15 protein-coding genes are annotated in these 18,415 nt (G+C 66.8%); 5 read left to right on the forward strand and 10 right to left on the reverse strand.

Translation table 11 applies throughout. The features are described 5' to 3' along the window. Nucleotides 1–25: 25 nt before the first annotated feature. Both ARTH_RS17280 and ARTH_RS17285 read left to right on the forward strand, forming a co-directional pair. On the forward strand, nucleotides 26–1,042 hold the full coding sequence (locus ARTH_RS17280) for an asparaginase (RefSeq protein WP_011693233.1): 1,017 nt from the start codon (nucleotides 26–28) through the stop codon (nucleotides 1,040–1,042). Nucleotide 1,043: 1 nt separating this feature from the next. Then, nucleotides 1,044–1,430 (forward strand): sterol carrier family protein, encoded by a 387-nt coding sequence (locus ARTH_RS17285; RefSeq protein WP_043430016.1) that lies wholly within the window; start codon nucleotides 1,044–1,046, stop codon nucleotides 1,428–1,430. Between the two features lie 124 nt (nucleotides 1,431–1,554). Here ARTH_RS17285 and ARTH_RS17290 read toward each other — a convergent pair whose 3' ends face one another. The 4 genes from ARTH_RS17290 to ARTH_RS17305 all read right to left on the reverse strand — a co-directional run bounded on the left by ARTH_RS17290 (nucleotide 1,555) and on the right by ARTH_RS17305 (nucleotide 6,458). Next, nucleotides 1,555–3,063 (reverse strand): C4-dicarboxylate transporter DctA, encoded by a 1,509-nt coding sequence (locus ARTH_RS17290; RefSeq protein ID WP_011693235.1) that lies wholly within the window; start codon nucleotides 3,061–3,063, stop codon nucleotides 1,555–1,557. 220 nt (nucleotides 3,064–3,283) lie between these two features. Next, complete coding sequence (locus ARTH_RS17295; RefSeq protein WP_011693236.1) at nucleotides 3,284–4,063, reverse strand: SDR family oxidoreductase; 780 nt, start codon at nucleotides 4,061–4,063, stop codon at nucleotides 3,284–3,286. Nucleotides 4,064–4,105: 42 nt separating this feature from the next. Continuing rightward, entirely contained in the window at nucleotides 4,106–4,849 is a 744-nt protein-coding gene (locus ARTH_RS17300) for an aspartate/glutamate racemase family protein (protein WP_011693237.1), read from the reverse strand. Between the two features lie 40 nt (nucleotides 4,850–4,889). After that, nucleotides 4,890–6,458: an NCS1 family nucleobase:cation symporter-1 gene (locus ARTH_RS17305; protein ID WP_043430018.1), complete on the reverse strand. Its 1,569-nt coding sequence runs from the start codon at nucleotides 6,456–6,458 to the stop codon at nucleotides 4,890–4,892. Nucleotides 6,459–6,765: 307 nt separating this feature from the next. Between ARTH_RS17305 and aceE the strand changes: the two genes are divergently transcribed. Together aceE and nboR are read left to right on the forward strand one after the other, a co-directional pair. Beyond that, nucleotides 6,766–9,534, forward strand: coding sequence for a pyruvate dehydrogenase (acetyl-transferring), homodimeric type (gene aceE / locus ARTH_RS17310; RefSeq protein WP_011693239.1), 2,769 nt, complete (start codon nucleotides 6,766–6,768; stop codon nucleotides 9,532–9,534). Nucleotides 9,535–9,618: 84 nt separating this feature from the next. Then, a complete protein-coding gene (gene nboR, locus ARTH_RS17315) occupies nucleotides 9,619–10,227 on the forward strand; it encodes a nicotine blue oxidoreductase (RefSeq protein WP_043430020.1) in 609 nt (202 codons plus the stop codon). A gap of 4 nt (nucleotides 10,228–10,231) precedes the next feature. On the opposite strand, the gene ARTH_RS17320 is transcribed toward nboR, so the two are convergent. Beyond that, on the reverse strand, nucleotides 10,232–10,882 hold the full coding sequence (locus ARTH_RS17320; protein ID WP_011693241.1) for a uracil-DNA glycosylase: 651 nt from the start codon (nucleotides 10,880–10,882) through the stop codon (nucleotides 10,232–10,234). A gap of 69 nt (nucleotides 10,883–10,951) precedes the next feature. On the opposite strand from ARTH_RS17320, the gene ARTH_RS17325 reads away from it, so the two are divergent. Next, entirely contained in the window at nucleotides 10,952–11,476 is a 525-nt protein-coding gene (locus tag ARTH_RS17325) for a DUF488 domain-containing protein (RefSeq protein ID WP_011693242.1), read from the forward strand. Here ARTH_RS17325 and ARTH_RS17330 read toward each other — a convergent pair. The 5 genes from ARTH_RS17330 to ARTH_RS17350 are packed head-to-tail and all read right to left on the reverse strand — an operon-like array spanning nucleotide 11,473 to nucleotide 18,376. Beyond that, entirely contained in the window at nucleotides 11,473–12,213 is a 741-nt protein-coding gene (locus tag ARTH_RS17330) for a hypothetical protein (RefSeq protein ID WP_011693243.1), read from the reverse strand. The two genes, ARTH_RS17325 and ARTH_RS17330, sit on opposite strands and share 4 nt — an antisense overlap. 53 nt (nucleotides 12,214–12,266) lie before the next feature. Further along, nucleotides 12,267–13,250, reverse strand: a complete 984-nt coding sequence (locus tag ARTH_RS17335; protein ID WP_043431023.1) for an aldo/keto reductase — start codon at nucleotides 13,248–13,250, stop codon at nucleotides 12,267–12,269. Between the two features lie 7 nt (nucleotides 13,251–13,257). Next, a complete protein-coding gene (locus tag ARTH_RS17340) occupies nucleotides 13,258–16,110 on the reverse strand; it encodes a molybdopterin-dependent oxidoreductase (protein WP_011693245.1) in 2,853 nt (950 codons plus the stop codon). A gap of 2 nt (nucleotides 16,111–16,112) precedes the next feature. Next, complete coding sequence (locus tag ARTH_RS17345) at nucleotides 16,113–17,084, reverse strand: FAD binding domain-containing protein (protein WP_011693246.1); 972 nt, start codon at nucleotides 17,082–17,084, stop codon at nucleotides 16,113–16,115. Beyond that, nucleotides 17,075–18,376, reverse strand: a complete 1,302-nt coding sequence (locus ARTH_RS17350) for an XdhC family protein (protein WP_011693247.1) — start codon at nucleotides 18,374–18,376, stop codon at nucleotides 17,075–17,077. The genes ARTH_RS17345 and ARTH_RS17350 overlap by 10 nt, the downstream gene beginning before the upstream one ends. Nucleotides 18,377–18,415 lie beyond the last annotated feature (39 nt).

Here is an 18,415-nt window from a genome sequence, read left to right on the forward strand (position 1 = left end):
GGCAACGGCACCATAGACTTTAGCCATGCCAGAAAATCCGCATGCCACATTCACAGTGGAGTCCGCCGTCGAACTGGCAGTCGTGGAACGAAGCGGTTTCGTCGAATCCCGGCACATCGGCTCAGCCGTGGTCCTTGCCGCCGACGGAACGGTGGTCACGCAGCTCGGCGACATCACCACCCCCATCTACGCCCGCTCGGCGCTGAAGCCCCTGCAGGCCCTGGCGGCCATGCAGTCCGGGGTTCCCCTGCGCGGCGCACAGGTCGCCCTGGCCTGCGCCAGCCACACCGGTTCCCTGGACCATATGGACGTCGTGGAGGGGATGCTGAAGGCCGCGGGGGTCAAGGAGGAGCAGCTGCAGTGCCCTGCTGCCTGGCCGCAGGACGAGAACGCCCGCCACTGGCTGATCCGGTCCGAACAGGGCAGGTCCAAGCTCGCGTTCAACTGCTCGGGTAAGCACGCCGCGTTTCTGTGGGCCTGCACGGAAAACGGCTGGGACACACACAGCTACCTTGAGCCCAACCATCCGCTGCAGCAGCGCGTCCGCTCCGCAATCGAGGAATACTCCGGCGAGCGGATCGCGCACCTGGGGATCGACGGCTGCGGCGCTCCGGTGGCGGCCATCTCCCTGACCGGGCTGGCACGGGCCTACTCGCGGCTGGCCAAGGCCCCCGGGGACAAGAATTCCAATGCGCGCGCCGCCACCATCGCGACCTCCATGCTCGACTACCCGTGGGCAGTCCAGGGCAAGGGTGAGCCCAACACCATCGTGATGGACGAACTGGAGATCATCGCCAAGATCGGTGCGGAAGGCGTGCTTGCCATGGCCACCACCACGGGCGTTTCCGTGGCCATCAAGGTGCTGGACGGAAACCTGCGCGCCACCACGCTGGTGGGCCTGACCCTGCTGGCCGCCTCGGGCGCCGTGGACATCCCGGGCGTCTCCAGCGTGCTGGAAAAAGTAGTGGAACCCGTCCTCGGCGGCGGACGGCCTGTGGGCAAGATCCGGCTGGGCCATGCCGTCTCGGCGCTCCTGGACTGACATGGCTGTTTCACGTCGACGCATTGATATCGAAGAAGGCCGCGCCGCCCTGGCCGCGTGGCTGGAAGCCGCCGGACCGGCGTCGGGCGGACCGGCGTCGGGCGTTCCGCGTGCCGTGACCGCGACGGCGGTGCGCTACACCCTGGAGGAGGTCACGGCGAGGGCGCCGGGCAACTCCGTGGAGGTGCGCGTTCCGCCGTTCGGCGTCACGCAGTGCGTGGAAGGACCGCGGCACACGCGCGGAACTCCCCCTAACGTCATCGAGTGCGACGCCGCAACCTGGCTTGCGATGGCCACCGGCCAGATGGGCTGGGCCGACGCCGTGGCATCCGGGAAAGTGGCGGCATCGGGGTTGCGGGCGGACCTGTCGGAACTTCTCCCGCTGTAGCCCCTGCTCCAGCCGACGTCGGCCGGACGCTGGCGGCGGCAACGCGCAGCCCCGCCCCGGTGATTCCCGGGGCGGGGCTGCGTTTGGTGCGGTGTAGGGGCTCTACAGCTTGGACGGACGGCGCCTATTCGTGGTTGATAGCGGCCGAGCTGCGCTCATGCGGGGCCGGACGGCCTCCGGGCCGGCTCATCTGGAATCCGGGGATATCCTCGGGGTTGGGACCGCCGCGGAACTTGGGCGACGGAGCCTCTCCGCCGCTGATCCGCTCGAGCTCCTGGTCCTCGAAGTCATCCTCGACGCCGAGCATGATGGCAGAGTCGTGATTGGTGATTTCGCCGCGGAACGCACGGACCATGACGCCGCGATCGAACTGGCCCTCCCATTTGGAGACCACGAACGTGGCTACGCAGTTCCCCAGCAGGTTGACCACAACCCGCATGGAATCCATCAGACGGTCTGCGCCAAGGAGCAGTGCCACGCCGGCAACCGGGAAGATTCCCAAGGCGGCTGCGGTGGCGGACAGGGCGAGGAACGAGGACCCGGGCACTCCGGCCATGCCCTTGGAGGTCAGGAGCAGGACGCCGAGGGCGGCCAACTGCTGGCCAAGGTCCAGGTTGTGGCCGAAAGCCTGCGCCAGGAAGAGCAGGGAGATGGAAAGGTAGATGGCGGCGCCATCGAGGTTGAACGAATAGCCGGTGGGAACCACCAGGCCGGTCGTCGCCCGTGAGCAGCCTGCATTGGTCAGCTTGGTCATGATCCGCGGCATAACAGCCTCGGTGGAGGCAGTTCCGAGCGCCAGCAGGAACTCTTCGCGGGTGTACTTCAGGAAATGCCAGAGCGGAACCCGGGCAAAGCCCCAGGCGACAAGGAACAACAGCGCGATGAAGACGACGGCGGCGCCGTAGCAGGCTGCAATCAACTTGGCGTAGGTGCCGAGGGTACCGAGGCCGTACTGGCCGATGATGAATGCCATAGCTCCGAAGGCACCGATGGGCGCCACCTTCATGATCCAGGACATGATCTTGAAGATGAGCTCCAGGACAGTTTCCATGAGGCTGATGACCGGCATGCAGCGCTCGCGTCCGATGACCACGATGGCCGCGCCGAAGAACACGGAGAAGAACAGGACCTGCAGGAGGCTGTTGCTCGCGAAGGCACCGATCACGCTGGTGGGAATGATGTCCAGGATGAAGTGGGCCGCGTCTTTCGGCGGCGTGGTGCCGGTTTTCGCGTTCAACGCTTCCTGGGAGAGCGTGCTGGGATCGATGTTCAGCCCGGCACCGGGCTGGACGATGTTGCCTACGATCAGGCCGAAGACCAGCGCGAAGAGCGTGGCCGCGGTGAAGTAGAGAAGGGCTTTGACTCCAACCCTTCCGACCGCCTTGACGTCGCCTACGGCCGAGATTCCGGTGACAATCACCAGGAAAATCAGCGGCGCGATGATCATCTTGATGAGCTGGATGAATCCATCACCGAGAGGCCTCAGCTGCGAGCCGAGGTCCGGCCAGAAATGTCCGATAAGAACACCTGCCACAACGGCGATCAGAATTTGGAAGAAGAGCGACCTATACAGGGGCTTCTTCTTCGACGGCGCCGAACTCGCCTTCAGCGCCGCAGAGTCTGGGATCTTCATTGATCTGTACCTATCAATCGGGAACAGCCCCGGAGATCGGGGTCTGTTTCCAAAGTAACCCCGCTCATATTATTCCGCAAGAGGAAATTCAATTTCCACAGTGTGGAATCATATGGGATTTTTTGGGCATACAAAATCCGCTGCGGAAACGGACGCCTGTCCGGGGAAACCCCGGCCCAAACGTCCGCCTACGCAGCGGAAAGTATGGCTTTTCTTGTTGTTAGCCGCGGCCGATGAACGGCATTCCTGCTGCCGTGATGACCACCGAGCCGACGCTGGCCGTTGGTGGCATGCCTGCCATCAGCAGCACCGCGCGGGCGGCGTCCTGCACCGGGAACGTGGGCTCCACGCGGCGGCTGCCGTCAGCCTGCAGGGCGCCGGAGTCCACTCCGATGGTGCCCATGATGTCCGTGGCGGTATTGCCGATGTCGATCTGGCCGCACGTGATGCCGAAATCCCTGCCGTCCAGTTCGATGCTCTTGGTCAGGCCTGTCATGGCGTGCTTGGTCACCGTGTACGCCACGGTCCGGGGCCGCGGGGAATGGGCGGAAATGGAGCCGTTGTTGATGATCCGGCCGCCCTGCGGCTCTTGGGCCTTCATCGCCCGCACCGCAGCGGCGGCACACAGCATGGAACCGGTGAGGTTCACCGCCACCACCGCATCCCAGTCCGCCACGCTGATTTCGTCCACCGACGCAGCCGGGCCGAAGACCCCCGCGTTGTTGAACAGGACATCCACCCGCCCCCACTTCCGGAGGGCCGTGGCGAAAAGGCGTTCGACGTCGTCGGGCACCGTGACATCGCAGGTCACCGCCAGTGCCTGGCGGTGACCTGCTGCGGACTCCAGCAGCGGAGCCTCACGGCGGCCGGCCAGCACCACGCGGTAGCCTTCGGCCAGCATAAGCCGCGCCACCGCCCGGCCGATCCCGGACCCTGCACCGGTCACGACGGCGACCGGCCCCGGCCGGTGGGGTGGTACAGGCCGGTGGGTTGCAGTCATTCGTCGCTCCTTGCGTTGATGGCCGGACCGCCAGGGCCGCGGCTACGGCGCAGCGGGCACGTCCGCTGCCGTTACGGGCCAGCCTATGACGGTCTTGGGCCGCGGGCTGGCGTAGGTCCGGACTTTGGACGTGGACAGCCCCAGCCGCACCAGGGACTCCGCGATGGTCACGGCGGCCGCCACTCCATCAACCACCGGGACGCCCGCACGCTTGCGGATCTCCTCGTCCAGGCCGGCCATCCCGCCACACCCCAGGACAATCACCTCGGCCTTGTCGTCACGCACCGCCGCCAGCGACTGCTCGATGATCGCTTCGACAGCCCGCTCCGGCTCCTCTTCCAGCTCCAGGACGGCCATCCCGCTGGCCCGCACCGAGGCACACCGCGCATCGAGGCCGGCCAGCTTCAACCGGTCCTCGATGAGCGGAACCGCCCTGTCAAGGGTGGTGACCACCGAGTACTTGTGGCCAAGGAACATCGCCGTGGAGGCCGCCGCCTCGGTGATGTCGACGACGGGGACGTCCAGGAGCTCCTGCAGCCCCTCCCGTCCGTGCTCTCCGTACCCGGCCTGGATAACGGCGTCGAACGGCTCCGGGTAGTTGACCACGGCGTCCATGACGGCGATCGCGGCGAGGTAGCTTTCAAAGTTCCCCTCACAGGAGTCCGCGCCGAACCGCGGCGTGAGCCCCACGATCTCGGTGCCTGGTGCCGCGACGGACCGCGCCTGGGCGGCGATGGAGTCGGTCATGGACTGCGTGGTGTTCACGTTGGCGACAAGTATGCGCATGGTTGTTTCTTCCGTTGTCTGTGGGGCCGGGTGGCGTTCGTCAGTGCGTGCTCGCGACGGCGATGGATTCGCCGTCGACATCTTCGAGCCGCTGCGAGCGGTCGGCGATGAAGTAGTACACCACTGCGGCGATGCCGGCCGCGAAGAACCAGGCGAAGGGGGCGGCTGCCTCGAGCGCCGGAACGAAGGCTATCAGGAGCGCGACGACGGCCGCCGGGACGAGCGCGATGATCGCCCGGGGGTTCACGCCCTTCTTGTAGTAGTAGGCTCCGGCGGGGTCAGCCGTGTAAAGCTCGGGGACATTGACCCGGCCGCGGCGCAGCAGCCAGTAGTCGGCCATCACGACACCGAACAGCGGGCCGAGCAACGCTCCGAGGCCGCCGAGGAAGTACACAATCACGAGGGGATTGTTGTACAGGTTCCACGGCAGGATGATCAGTCCGATCGTGCCGCTGACCCAGGCCGCCTTGCGGAAGTTCAGGTGCCTCGGGAAGAGGTTGGTCAGGGCGTAGACCGGGGCCACGAAGTTTGCCATCAGGTTCACGGCGATGGTCAGGATGAGCAGCGCGAGGCACGCCAGGACCAGGAACAAGGTGTTCGGTATGGTCTGGACAATGTCCGACGGGCTCTGGATGACCGTGCCGTTGATCTTGAACTGGCCGCCGGCCATGACCACCACAATGGCGCCGAAGAGGAGCATGTTGATGGGGATGCCCCAGAAGTTGCCGCGGACCACTGCCTTCTTGGAAACGGCGGACCGGGTGAAGTCGCAGAAGTTCAGGACGAAAGTTCCGTAGATGGACACCCACAGGGCGCCGCCGGCGAAGATGGTGCGCCACATGTCCGCCCCTTCGAGGGCGTTGTCCGAAGACCAGGCAATGGAGCCGCCGGCTTCGATGAAGATCCAGACGGCGATGGCCGCCATGGTCACCAGGATGATGGGCCCGGCAAAAGCCTCGTACTTGCGGATCATTTCCATGCCGAAGCTGACGATGATCAGCTGCACGATCCAGAGGAACACAAAGGCGGCCCAGCCCAGGGTGGACAGCCCCAGGATCGAGTTGGAGTCCAGCTCCTTCAGCGAAGGAACCATGGCCACGAGCATGACGCGAAGCACCACCGACGCCAGGTAGGTCTGGATGCCGAACCAGGCCACGGCCACGGCACCGCGCAGGAGGCTGGCGATCTGGGCTCCCCTGATGCCGAAGCTGATCCGGCTCATGACGGGGAACGGCACTCCGGTTTTGACGCCCATGAACCCCGAGAAGCTTAGGAGCCCGAACAGGAGGACGGCACCGACGCCGAGGGCCAGCAGGATCTGCCAGCCGCCGAGGCCCAGTGCGAAAAGCCCGATGGCGAAGGCATAGTTTCCAAGGCTGTGGACGTCGTTGGCCCACAGGGTGAAGATACTGTAGCTCGTCCAGCGGCGGCCTTCCCGCTTCGTCGGAGCAAGGTCGATGTTGTACAGGCTGGGGCTGATGGTGCGCCCGGACGCGGCGCTCGCTGTTTCACACAGGGCTTCGACGCCCGTTGCGGGATGGACCGGCTGGTCCGACAACTCTGTCGGGCCGGAATCCGTTTCGACGCCGACTGATGGGGTCGTCTGCATCTGGTTCTCCAGTTCTAGGGACGGTGATGGGGGAAGCCATTGCTTCCGAGAGAGTAATTCCACAAGATGGAAATTTGGTTTTGAGGAGTGGAATAACTTTATGACCTGGGTCACCTTATGGTCAAGGGCGTCGCGGCGCATCAGACTGTCACAATCCGTCCGCAGGAGCTTTCCCCCTGCCCCGGAGTCAGCATCGCACGGCCGCCTTGACCGCCCGGCCGCTTCTGCATAATCTCGAATGGCAAGAATGTTTTCTCACAATACGAAAACTCAGAGCCCACACATTCAAAGATGAAAAGAGGCTGCCATGGCTGCAGGAGAAGATACCTCCCATATCCTCAGCGGGTTGACTAACCAGCTGCCTGATCGTGATCCGGAAGAGACCGCCGAATGGATTGAGTCCCTGGATACGCTGATCAGGGAACAGGGCACCGAGCGTGCCCAGTACATCATGCGCAGTCTCCTGCAGCGTGCCGGCGCCCAGAGCGTCGGGGTTCCGATGGTCACCACCACGGACTATGTGAACACCATTCCCGCGGACCAGGAAGCACCGTTCCCGGGCAACGAGGAATACGAGCGCCGCTACCGGGCGTACATGCGCTGGAACGCCGCGGTCATGGTGCACCGGTCCCAGCGCCCGAACATCGGGGTCGGCGGGCACATCTCCACCTACGCCGGGGCCGCGACCCTGTACGAGGTCGGGTTCAACCACTTCTTCCGCGGCAAGGACCACCCCGGCGGCGGGGACCAGGTCTTCTTCCAGGGCCACGCCTCCCCGGGCATGTACGCCCGGGCGTTCATGGAAGGACGCCTGACCGAGGAGGACCTGGACGGGTTCCGGCAGGAAAAGTCCAAGGCCGGCCACGCCCTGTCCTCCTACCCGCACCCGCGGCTGATGCCCGGGTTCTGGGAATTCCCCACCGTGTCCATGGGCATCGGGCCGATGAACGCGATCTACCAGGCCCAGTCCAACCGGTACCTGCACAACCGCGGCCTGAAAGACACCTCCGACCAGCAGGTCTGGGCGTTCCTGGGCGACGGGGAAATGGACGAGCCCGAGTCCCGCGGCCTGCTCCAGCTCGCCGCGAACGAGAACCTGGACAACCTGAACTTCGTGATCAACTGCAACCTCCAGCGCCTGGACGGGCCGGTGCGCGGCAACGGGAAGATCATGCAGGAACTCGAAGCGTTCTTCCGCGGCGCGGGCTGGAACGTCATCAAGGTCGTCTGGGGCCGGGAATGGGATGACCTCCTGGCCAAGGACAACGACGGGTCCCTGGTGAAGATCATGAACGAGACCCCGGACGGGGACTACCAGACCTACAAGGCCGAATCCGGCGGGTTCGTCCGCGAACACTTCTTCGGGAAGACCCCGCAGACCAAGGACATGGTCGCGGACCTGAGCGATGACCAGATCTGGAACCTCAAGCGCGGCGGCCACGACTACCGCAAGGTCTACGCCGCGTACAAGGCAGCCACCGAATTCAAGGGCAAACCCACCGTCATCCTGGCCAAAACGGTCAAGGGCTACGGCCTCGGCCCGCACTTCGAAGGCCGCAACGCCACCCACCAGATGAAGAAACTCACCCTCGACGACCTCAAGGAATTCAGGGACTACCTAAGGATCCCCATTTCCGACGCCCGGCTGGAGGAGGACCCGTACAGCCCGCCGTACTTCCACCCCGGCGCCGAGGCTCCGGAGATCGCCTACCTCCTCGAGCGCCGCGCGGCACTCGGCGGCTACACGCCCGAGCGCCGCCCCGACCACAAGGCCATTGAACTGCCCGAAGCCAAGACCTTCGACGTCGCCAAGCGCGGCACCGGCAAGCAGCAGGCCGCCACCACCATGGCCTTCGTCAGGCTCCTGAAGGACCTGCTCCGCGACAAGAAGTTCGGGCACCGGATTGTTCCGATCGTGCCGGACGAATCCCGCACGTTCGGCATGGACGCGTTCTTCCCCACGGCCAAGATCTACAACCCGGGCGGCCAGAACTACCTCTCCGTGGACCGGGACCTGGTCCTGGCCTACAAGGAATCCGCCCAGGGCCAGCTGATCCACCCCGGCATCAACGAAGCCGGCGCCGTCGCAGCCTTCACCGCCGCCGGCACCGCCTACGCCACCCACGGCGTCCCGCTGATCCCGGTCTACGTGTTCTACTCCATGTTCGGCTTCCAGCGCACCGGCGACGCCTTCTGGGCCGCCGCGGACCAAATGACCCGCGGCTTCATCATCGGCGCCACCGCAGGCCGGACCACCCTCACCGGCGAAGGACTCCAGCACGCCGACGGCCACTCCCCCATCCTCGCCGCCACCAACCCGGCCGTCGTCACCTACGACCCCGCCTACGGCTACGAAATGGGCCACATCATCCGCGACGGCATCGAGCGGATGTACGGACCGGGGGCCGCAAGCGGCGAAGGAACCGGAGCTGCATCCGATAAAAACCTGATGTACTACCTCACCGTCTACAACGAACCCATCACCCAGCCCAACGAGCCTGAGAACCTCGACGTCAACGGTGTACTGAAAGGCATCTACCGGGTATCGGCGTCGGGTGCGGAAGGTCCCAAGAGCCAGATCCTGGCCTCGGGCGTTTCGGTGCCCTGGGCGCTGGAAGCCCAGCGGATCCTGGCCGAGGACTGGGGTGTCTCCGCGGACGTCTGGTCCGTCACGTCATGGAATGAACTCCGCCGCGACGGCCTCGCCGCCGAGGAGGAAGCCTTCCTGAACCCCGGCGAACCGGCCCGGATTCCGTTTGTGGCCCAGCAATTGGCTGATGCGCAAGGCCCGGTCGTTGCGGTCTCGGACTACATGAAGGCCGTCCCGGACCAGATCCGCCAGTTCCTCCCGAACCAGTTCGCCTCGCTCGGCGCGGACGGCTTCGGCTTCTCCGACACCCGCGCCGCAGCGCGCCGCTTCTTCAAGAACGACACCCACTCCATCGTGGTGAAGACGCTGCAAATGCTCGCGGCGAGGGGCGACGTGGAGGAGGGGGCGCCGTCGTACGCCATGGACCGCTACAAACTCCTGGACGTGAACGCCGGAACCACCGGAGGAGCCGGCGGCGACGCCTGACCGCCTCATCGATACAACAGTTGACGGCAGTGTTCCGTACGGAACACTGCCGTCAACTGTCATGTGGCTGGATAGGCTGGAGCGATGGCTGACTTACGGGAACGGAGTACGACGGCGGTGCTGCTCGCCGCCGGCGCGGGCACCCGTTTGGGGCGGGGCCCCAAGGCCCTGCTGCCGTTCCGCGGCCGCACCCTGGTGGACGTGATCGCCGGGGTGCTGCTCGACGGCGGATGCCGCGACGTCGTGATCGTCCTCGGGGCCGACGCGGTCCGGGTCCGCGAAACCGCCGACCTGGCCCCGTACACCGTCGTCCATAACCCGGACTGGCAGTCCGGGATGGGCGGTTCGTTCCGGCTGGGAGTTGCCGCAGCGGCAGCTGACGACCATGTGCTGGTCGCGCTGGTGGACCAGCCCGGCCTGACTCCGGAAACCGTGTCCCGGCTCCTGGCAGCCCACGCGCCCGGCCGGGTGACTGCCGCCGCCTACCGCGGTGAGGACGGTGTCCTCCGGCGCGGCCATCCGCTGCTGCTGGACGCCGGCCTGCGAGCCGACGCGGCTGAATCAGCAACAGGCGACGCCGGAGCCCGTCATTTCCTGCAGGCCCACCCCGAGCTCATCGATCTGGTGGACTGCAGCGACCAGTCCGGCGGCGGGGACCTCGACACCCCTGAGCAGCTGGGGCTTCTCGGCTAGCGGCTCAGGGCCGCATTCCCGCTGCGAGCAACTCCTCCAGTCCGCGTTTGAAGCCGGACCGGCCGCCATGGGCTGGATGCCTGATCTTCGGCACGTCCAGGCCGCTCCGGTGCAGGCTGCGGTGCGCCACATTGCCTACGGCCACCACGGTTTCGATCGGAAAGAGCTCTGTCAGTGCCTGCCAAAAAGGAGTGCCGAGTGCTGCCTCGGCCGGCTTCGGTGTGCGGTTGGACAACGGACGCCCCGGCACGTGCGTATGCCACGGGCAGGCGCTCCACAGCAGGGGCAGGACTTCCAGCTCGGCCAGGACCTGCCACATGACTGTTGCGGTGGGCTCGGCTGCGACGCCGGCTGCTTCAGCCGGCAGCACATATCCCTTGCCCGGCCCGAACAGGCCAAAGCTATTGGGCGGACCTTCAAACATGGTGCGGTTGGTAAAGGGAACACCGGTGACCCTCATGCCCCTGAAGCCGGGGGCCTCCCCCACCAGCAGCACTTTCGGGGATCGGTCCAGCATTTCCTGCAGGTAGATCCCCAGGTTCCGCCGGCGCTGCGCATTTTCCGGGACGGCGTGGTCGAAGAAGTTGTTGCACCCCGGCCCTGTTGCCACGGCCGCGAGCCGCTCGATGAAGGCATCGATTGCCGATGAAGTCATTCCATGCCGTTTCCCTTGGCAGCTGGTCGGGCAACCAGAATATCCGGGCCGCCGCCGTAGCATGGGGGCATGACGGATATGACCATCTTCACGGTGGGGCACTCCACTCATGCCATCGACGAATTCGTCGGCATCCTCAAGGCCCACGGCATCAAGAAGCTGATCGACGTGCGCACCGTCGCGAAGTCGCGGCACAATCCGCAGTTCAACGAGGGCGCCCTGGCGGCGAGCGTGCGCGCCAGCGGGATCACCTACCGGCGGATGGAATCCCTTGGCGGACTGCGGCACGCCCGGAAAGACAGCTCCAACGGCGCCTGGCGGAACGCGTCTTTCCGGGGGTATGCGGACTACATGCAGACCGAAGAGTTCTCGTCAGCGATCGATCAGCTGATGGAACGCGGGCGCACCAACAACGCGGCGATCATGTGCGCTGAGGCGGTCCCGTGGCGCTGCCACCGCTCATTGATCGGTGACGCACTCCTGGTCCGCAACGTCCAGGTGCTGGACATCATGACCGAAAAGTCCGCCAAACCCCACACCCTGACTTCCTTTGCACGCGTCGAGGGAGAGCGGGTGTGGTATCCGGCGGACTAACGAGCTGTCCGTTCCAGGACGGCGGCCACTTGCTCGGCAGCTGCCGGGTCGGCCCGGGCCAGGCGTGCCTTCTTGAGGTTTTCCCGCACGATCCAGCGCACATCCTTGTCGTCGCTGGCCGCCCACCTTTCCAGCCGGTGGAAGCCCTCCGCCGGTGCCGCCGCAATGGCAACACTCCAGCAGTACCCCAGCCCCTGCCGCAGCACGCGGAACTCTTGGGCACGCCGGGACTGGGGCCCCAGTCCCTGGACTGACGCCGTGATCCGGTCCAGGACCTCCACCGCCCGGCGGCCATCGTCCGGATTGGCGAGCAGCCGGGGTTCACAGATACCGGCCGCCACGGCGCGCTGCACCAGTAGCGGGCCATCCACCCAGTCATCGGTTACGGCCCACAATGCCGGCATGTCCGCATCGCCGAGTCGCTGCAGGGCCATCGCCACACCCTCGCGCACCCGCCAGCGGGAATCCGCTGCCAGCGACCTCAACACTTCCGCAGCCTGCGGCTCGCCGTCGGCAAGTAAACGGCCAAAGCCGACGGCGCCGCAGGTGGCCAGGAATTCGTCCTGGCTCTCCGCGCACCTTCGGATCAGGGCGGGGTCAGCCACGTCGGCGAATGCCTCCGCAAGTTCTATGTTGCCGCGGGGGCCGGGAAGGCCGGATTCGTGGTTAAGGTAGGCCACCACCTGGTCAGCGGGGAGCGACTCCAGCACCGCCCTGTAATCCGAACGTTTGGTCATCGGCCAATTTCCCCGCTCCCGAAGTGCCCCTGACCGTCAAGGAATCCTGCGCGCTACCAGCGCGGGTGGATCGATTCGCGGAAGTAGCGGTCGTAGATTTCGTGGACACCGACGTCGAACGTGGCATCGATTCCGCTGACATCCGCAGCTGCAGCGTTGGAGCGCGCCTGGTCCACGTTGCGTGCACCCGGGATCACCGTGCTGACCCCGTTCTGAGCCGTGATCCAGGCGATGGCCGCCTGTGCGGTGCTGACGCCGTCGGGCACCAGTTCCTCGAACTCGGCCACGGCTTTGAGGCCCTGCCCGAAGTCCACGCCGGAGAAGGTCTCCCCGACGTCGAACGCAGAGCCGGTGCGGTTGTAATTCCGGTGGTCGTTCTCCGCGAAGGAGGTATCCTCGGTGTATTTTCCGGAGAGCAGCCCGGAGGCGAGCGGCACGCGGGCGATGATGCCCACCCCGGCAGCCTCCGCCGCGGGCAGCACGTCGTCCAGCGGCTTGAGCCGGAAAGCGTTGAGGATGATCTGCACGGTGGCAGTGCCCTGGTGGCGCATGGCTTCAAGGGCTTCGTCGGTACGCTCCACGCTGACGCCGTAGTTCCGGATAGCACCCTCGGCCACCAGTGTGTCCAGCGCATCGTAGACTTCCGCGTTGCTGTACACGGCGGTGGGCGGGCAGTGGAGCTGGACCAGGTCCAGCTGTTCCACGCCCAGGTTCCGCCTGGACCGGTCCGTCCACTCGCGGAAGTTGGCCAGGTTGTAGTTCTCCGGCCGCTGCTCCATCCGGCGGCCCATCTTTGTGGCCACCGTGATGTCCAGGCCCGGGTTATCGGCCAGGAACGCGCCGATGGCCTGCTCGCTGCGGCCGTCGCCATAAACGTCTGCAGTATCGAAGAACGTGACGCCCTCTTCCACGGATGCAGCCAGGATGGCCTGCGCCTGCGCAGGGTCCACGTTGCCCCAGTCCGCGCCAAGCTGCCAGGTCCCCAGGCCAACAATGGAGACGTTCCGTCCGGTCTTGCCCAATATTCGCTTTTCCATCATCCGACTATAGGCCGTTAGCGCTCTCAAATCGCGAGGCGACGCCTGCTTCCTTCAGACCAAGGTAGATCTTGTCCCTGGCGATGGGCAGCTCGGCGAACCTCACTCCGGTGGCGTTCCGGATGGCATTGGCGAGCGCCGGCGCCACTGGGTTGAACGGGCTTTCGCTCATCGATTTCGCCCCCAGCGGGCCCAGTTTGTCGCTGGTCTCGGCGAAATAGACCTCGCTGCGGGGCACGTCCGCGAAAGTGGGGATGTGGTACTGCCGCAGGATGTCCGTGGTGACCTTTCCGCCGGCGTCCACCTTCACTTCCTCGTACAGCGCAGCGCCGAGGGCCTGCGCGATCCCGCCTTCGATCTGCCCGCGGCACTGCCGCGGGTTGACCACCACGCCGGCGTCGGCGGCCTGGACGCTCTGCAGGATCTTCAGTTCGCCGGTGCCCGTATTTACGGCCACGCGGAAGCCCTGGACATTGAATGCCACCGAGCGCGGCGTGCCGCCCCAGTGTCCCTCGGTGGCGAGTTCGACGCCGGCGGCCTCGGCGGCGTCGAAAATTTCCGTCAGCGGCACCCGCGTTCCTTCGCACACCACAGCGTCATCCTCCAGCACGCAGCCGGAGGACTGGACCTGACGGATGCCGGCAGCGAACGCCCGGATCCGGATGGCGAGTTCTTCGGCCGCGGCCAGCGTGGCCTTGCCTGCCACCACGGTTCCGGCCGAGCCGAACGCGCCGGTATCGTGCTGCACCAGGTCCGTGTCCGACTGCCGCACCGTGATGCGCCCCGCCGTCGTGGACAGCGCGGTGGCCGCGAGCTGCGCATGGACGGTGGTGGTGCCGTTGCCGAATTCGGCGGTCCCGACGTCGGCAGCGTACGTTCCGTCCGGAAGGAGCCGGAGCTTTGAGTGGGCAAAGTGGCCGCGCGGCGGGACGGTGTCGATCATGGACAGCGCGGTCCCCTCGCCCGTGACCCAGTCCGGGCCCAGGTCGTCCAGTCCGGCGGCACGGTACCGTTCCAACCCGCGGGCCAGGGCACCCTGCACCAGCCGCGTGCACTGGTCCAGCCCGTAGCTGCCATAGTGCACGTCTTCCTCGGGCTCGGGATGCGTGGAGAGCATGTCGTCGCCCTCCAGGACCATGTTGCGGCGGCGGAACTCCAGCGGATCCATCCCGATCCCGGTGGCCAGCTCGTCAATGCCGGATTCGATGGCGAAGATCATCTGGCTGAGGCCGTAGCCCCGGAACGCGCCCGACGGGACTGTGTTGGTGTACACGGCGTGGGCGTCCACTTTCTTGTTGGCGCACTTGTACACGCCGAGTGATTCGCCGCAGCCGTGGAACATCACGCCCGGGGCATGGTTGCCGTAGGCGCCCGTGTTGGTGAGCACGTCCAGCTGCAGCGCGGTGACCCTGCCGTCCCTCCTGGCGCCGGCCTTGAGGTGGATGGTGAACGGGTGCCGGGTGGTGGCGGCCGTGAACTGCTCCGTCCGGGTGAATTCGAGCTGCACCGGCCGCTTCAGCTTCATCGCAGCCAGTGCCACCACGTCCTCCGTGAGCACCTCCTGCTTGCCGCCGAAGCCGCCGCCCACGCGGCCGGCCACCACGCGGATCTGTTCTTCCGGGATATCGAAGACCCGGGACAGGGTGCGCCGGACCAGGAACGGGACCTGGCTGGAGGTGCGGACCTGCAGCCGGCCTTCCCCGTCCACGGATGCGATCGCGGCGTGCGTCTCCAGTGCGGTGTGCTGCACCCGCTGGGTCCGGTATGTCTGTTCGTGGATGAAGTCGGCCTCGGCGAACCCGGCTGCCACGCTGCCGAGTTCCGAATGCAGCTCTGCCACGACGTTCTGCCCGGGCCGGCTGATGCGGGCCGTGACCGCGTCCTTTTCCCCGTGGATCGCGGGGGCACCTGGGCGCATCGCGTCCTCGGGGGTGAAGACGGCGTCGAGCACCTCGTACTCGACTGTGAGGGCGCGGACGCCGGCTTCCGCCGCCGCCACGGATTCGGCGACGACGGCAGCCACCTTCTGTCCGATGAACCGCACGACGTTGTCCAGGACGCGGGTATCGTCCGGATCGTCGGTGTAAAGCTCGTGCTGGGCGGTCGAGAAAAGCTGCGCCGGAGCGTCCTCGTGGGTGAGGACGGCCACGACGCCTGGAACCTGCAGCGCCGCGCCCGAGTCAATGGAGACGACCCGCGCATGGGCGTGGGGTGACCGCAGGAGCTTCAGGTGCAGTAGCCCTTGCAGCTCCTCTGCCGGAACGTCCAGGGTATAGCGGGCTTTCCCGGTGACCACCGCAAGGCTGGCAGGGGCGGGAACGTCGTCTCCGAGCTGGCCCGGCTTGGGCTCGGGCTGGCCTTCGCCGGCGATGCCCGAACCCGGGCCCCTGGGGTCCGGGTGTCCTTCCTGGCCGCACACGGCATCCTCGATGGCCCGGTAGCCGGTGCAGCGACACAGGTTTCCCTTGAGGTTCCGGGGCAGGTTTTCCTTCTGCTCCTCGTCGAACGTGGCCGCCGTCATCACCATGCCGGCGGTGCAGAATCCGCACTGGAATCCCTGGCGGTCCAGGAACTGCTGCTGCATCGGGTGGAGGGCGCCGGCAGTTCCACAGGTGCCGGCCAGGCCCTCGACCGTGGTGACGGAGTGCCCTTCGGCCCGAACGGCCGGGTAGATGCAGCTGTGCACGGGAGTGCCGTCCACGTGCACGGTGCAGGCACCGCAATCGCCACCGTCGCAGCCCTTCTTGACGCCGAAGTTGCCCTGTTCGCGCAGGAAGGTGCGCAGGCACTGGCCGGGGCGCGGCGCGGCTTCGGCCTGGACGCCGTTGATTTCAATGGCGCGGGTGGTGTCGTTGGCCATGCTCAGGCCCCTTCCTGCAGAGACGAAGCCTGCGGTGAAGACGTTTGCTGTGGTGAACCGTGCTGTGGTGATTTTCGCTGCGGCGGCCAGAAATCCCCGGAGACACGGACCGGCGGAACCCCGGCAGGGGCTGCCAGCTCTGCCCGGATTTCCTCGGCAAGCCGGTACGTCATGTCTTTCCGCCAGGCGGGCAGGCCGTGGATGTCATCGTGGTAGAGCTCCGCCGGAATGGCGGCGTCGAGCGCGTCTACGAGGGAAGCCGCGGAGACCGCCGCGGTGGCCGGAAAGCGCAGCTGCACGGGGCGTTTCGTGGCGGCCGTGACGGTCAGGACCAGGGTGCCGTCGTCGTCGAGCCTTCCGAGCAGCAGCACCCCGGACCGTCCCAGGTTGCTCAGCGACAGCCGGCGGAAAGCCACCCGGGCGGCAAGGGCCGACGCCGGAAGGTGGACTTTGCGGAGGAGCTCGCCGGGTGCCAGGCAGTTGCGCCCGTCCCCCGTGACGAACTCCGCCACCGGGACGGTCCGGCTGGCGCCGTCCGCCCCGAGCACCGTGGCCACTCCGTCGAGGGCGGCGCAGAGCGAGGTCATGGGGCCGGCGGGCAGCGCGGTGCAGAGATTGCCGCCCACGGTGGACATGTTCCACACCTTGAAGGAGGCCACGAAGGAGTCGCAGCAGGGGCGGATGAGGTCCAAGGCGGGCCAGGCAGCGGCCTGGTCCACCGCGGCAGCGGACCCGGGCAGGGCGTACAGCTCCGCCACCGTGCAGGTCGCCGCGAGCTCGATGCCCGCGTCCGTCACCGTGACGGCGGGCCAGCCGGCGGAGCCGAGGTCCAGCAGACGGCGGAGCGGTTCTTTGCCGAAGGCAAGGCTTCCATAGGAGAAGAGCACCGTTCCGCCGGCCAGCCAGGCATCGCCGTCGCGCCATTCGGCCGGGTCCTCGGTGCGGACCACGGCCTCGATGGTGTTCATGTCCATGGGGTCTCCTGGTGTTGCGCGGTGTTGACGTTGTCAATGGGTCCGGTTTCGTGAACGGGGCCGGTTCTGTGAATGGGGCCTGCGCCGTCTTTCAGCGACGCCGCCAGCATGGAGGCACCGGCCGAGCGGCTGCGGCTGGCCACGAGTTCTGCGGTGATGGACACGGCCACTTCGGCCGGGGTCACGGCGCCGAGGTCCAGCCCGATGGGCGAATGTAGCCGGGACAGGTCTTCGGGGCCTACCCCGGCGGCAAGCAGTGCATCGACGCGTTGCCGGTGGCTGCGCCGCGATCCCATGGCGCCCACATAGGCGAGGTCAAGCCCCAGCGCGGTGTGCAGCAGCGGGATGTCGAACTTGGGATCGTGGGTCAGGACGCACGCCACGGTACGGGCGTCGATGCGCCCTGACGCAGCTTCCTCAGCCAGGTAGCGGTGCGGCCAGGCAGTGACCACCTGGTCCGCCCCGGCAAACCGTGACTGGCCGGCGAAGGCCGGGCGGGCGTCGCAGAGGGTCACGTGGTAGCCCAGCAGTTGGGCGGCGGGCAGCAGGGCGGCGCCGAAGTCGTTGGCTCCGAAGATCAGCAGCCGCGCAGGGGGCAGCCGGCTCTCTACGAGGAGTGTGACGGGCTCCGGTACGGTGGCCGGGCTGGTTGGGGCGTTAGGCGGCACGGCTGCGCCGGAAAGGCAGCCTTCCGGCGGGGCGAGCCGGACCAGGCCCGTGCGGCCGCCGCGCAGCAGGGGTTCCAGCTGGGCGGCGGCCGCCAGCATCAGATGCCCGGCCGCGGGTGCTCCCAGCCCGGTCAGGCCCAGCAGCGCCGCGAGTTCCGTGGAATGCTCCGCCTGGAAACTTGCCGGGTCCGGAATCACGACGGCGCCGCCCCCGTGGGCGTCCACCCTGCGGATGAGTGCGAGTGCGCTGGCGGATCCCTGACCGGCAAGGAGCCGCAGGCTTTCCAGCCGGAGCGCGCCGGGCGCCGCGCCCAGGGGTTCGATATGGATCTCCAGCTCTCCCCCGCAGGTGAGCCCGACGGCGAACGCGTCCTCCGCGCTGTAGCCGAAAAACTCGCGGCGTGTGCCGCCGTCGTGCATTGCCGCCAGCGCCGCCTCCACGACGGCGCCCTCAACGCAGCCGCCGGACAGGCTCCCCAGGACGTCGCCGGCCTCGGACACCAGCATGGAGGTGCCCAAGGGCCGGGGTACGGATCCGCCGGCCCCCACCACGGTGGCCAGTGCGCAGCGCTGCCCGGTGGCGGCGGGCCGCCATTCCTTCAGTGAAGGCATCAGATCCAACATTGCTGCACTCCCTTTTCCTGTGCGGCGATGGTGTCCATA

The sequence above is a fragment of the Arthrobacter sp. FB24 genome (genome assembly GCF_000196235.1).
Taxonomy (GTDB): Bacteria; Actinomycetota; Actinomycetes; order Actinomycetales; family Micrococcaceae; genus Arthrobacter.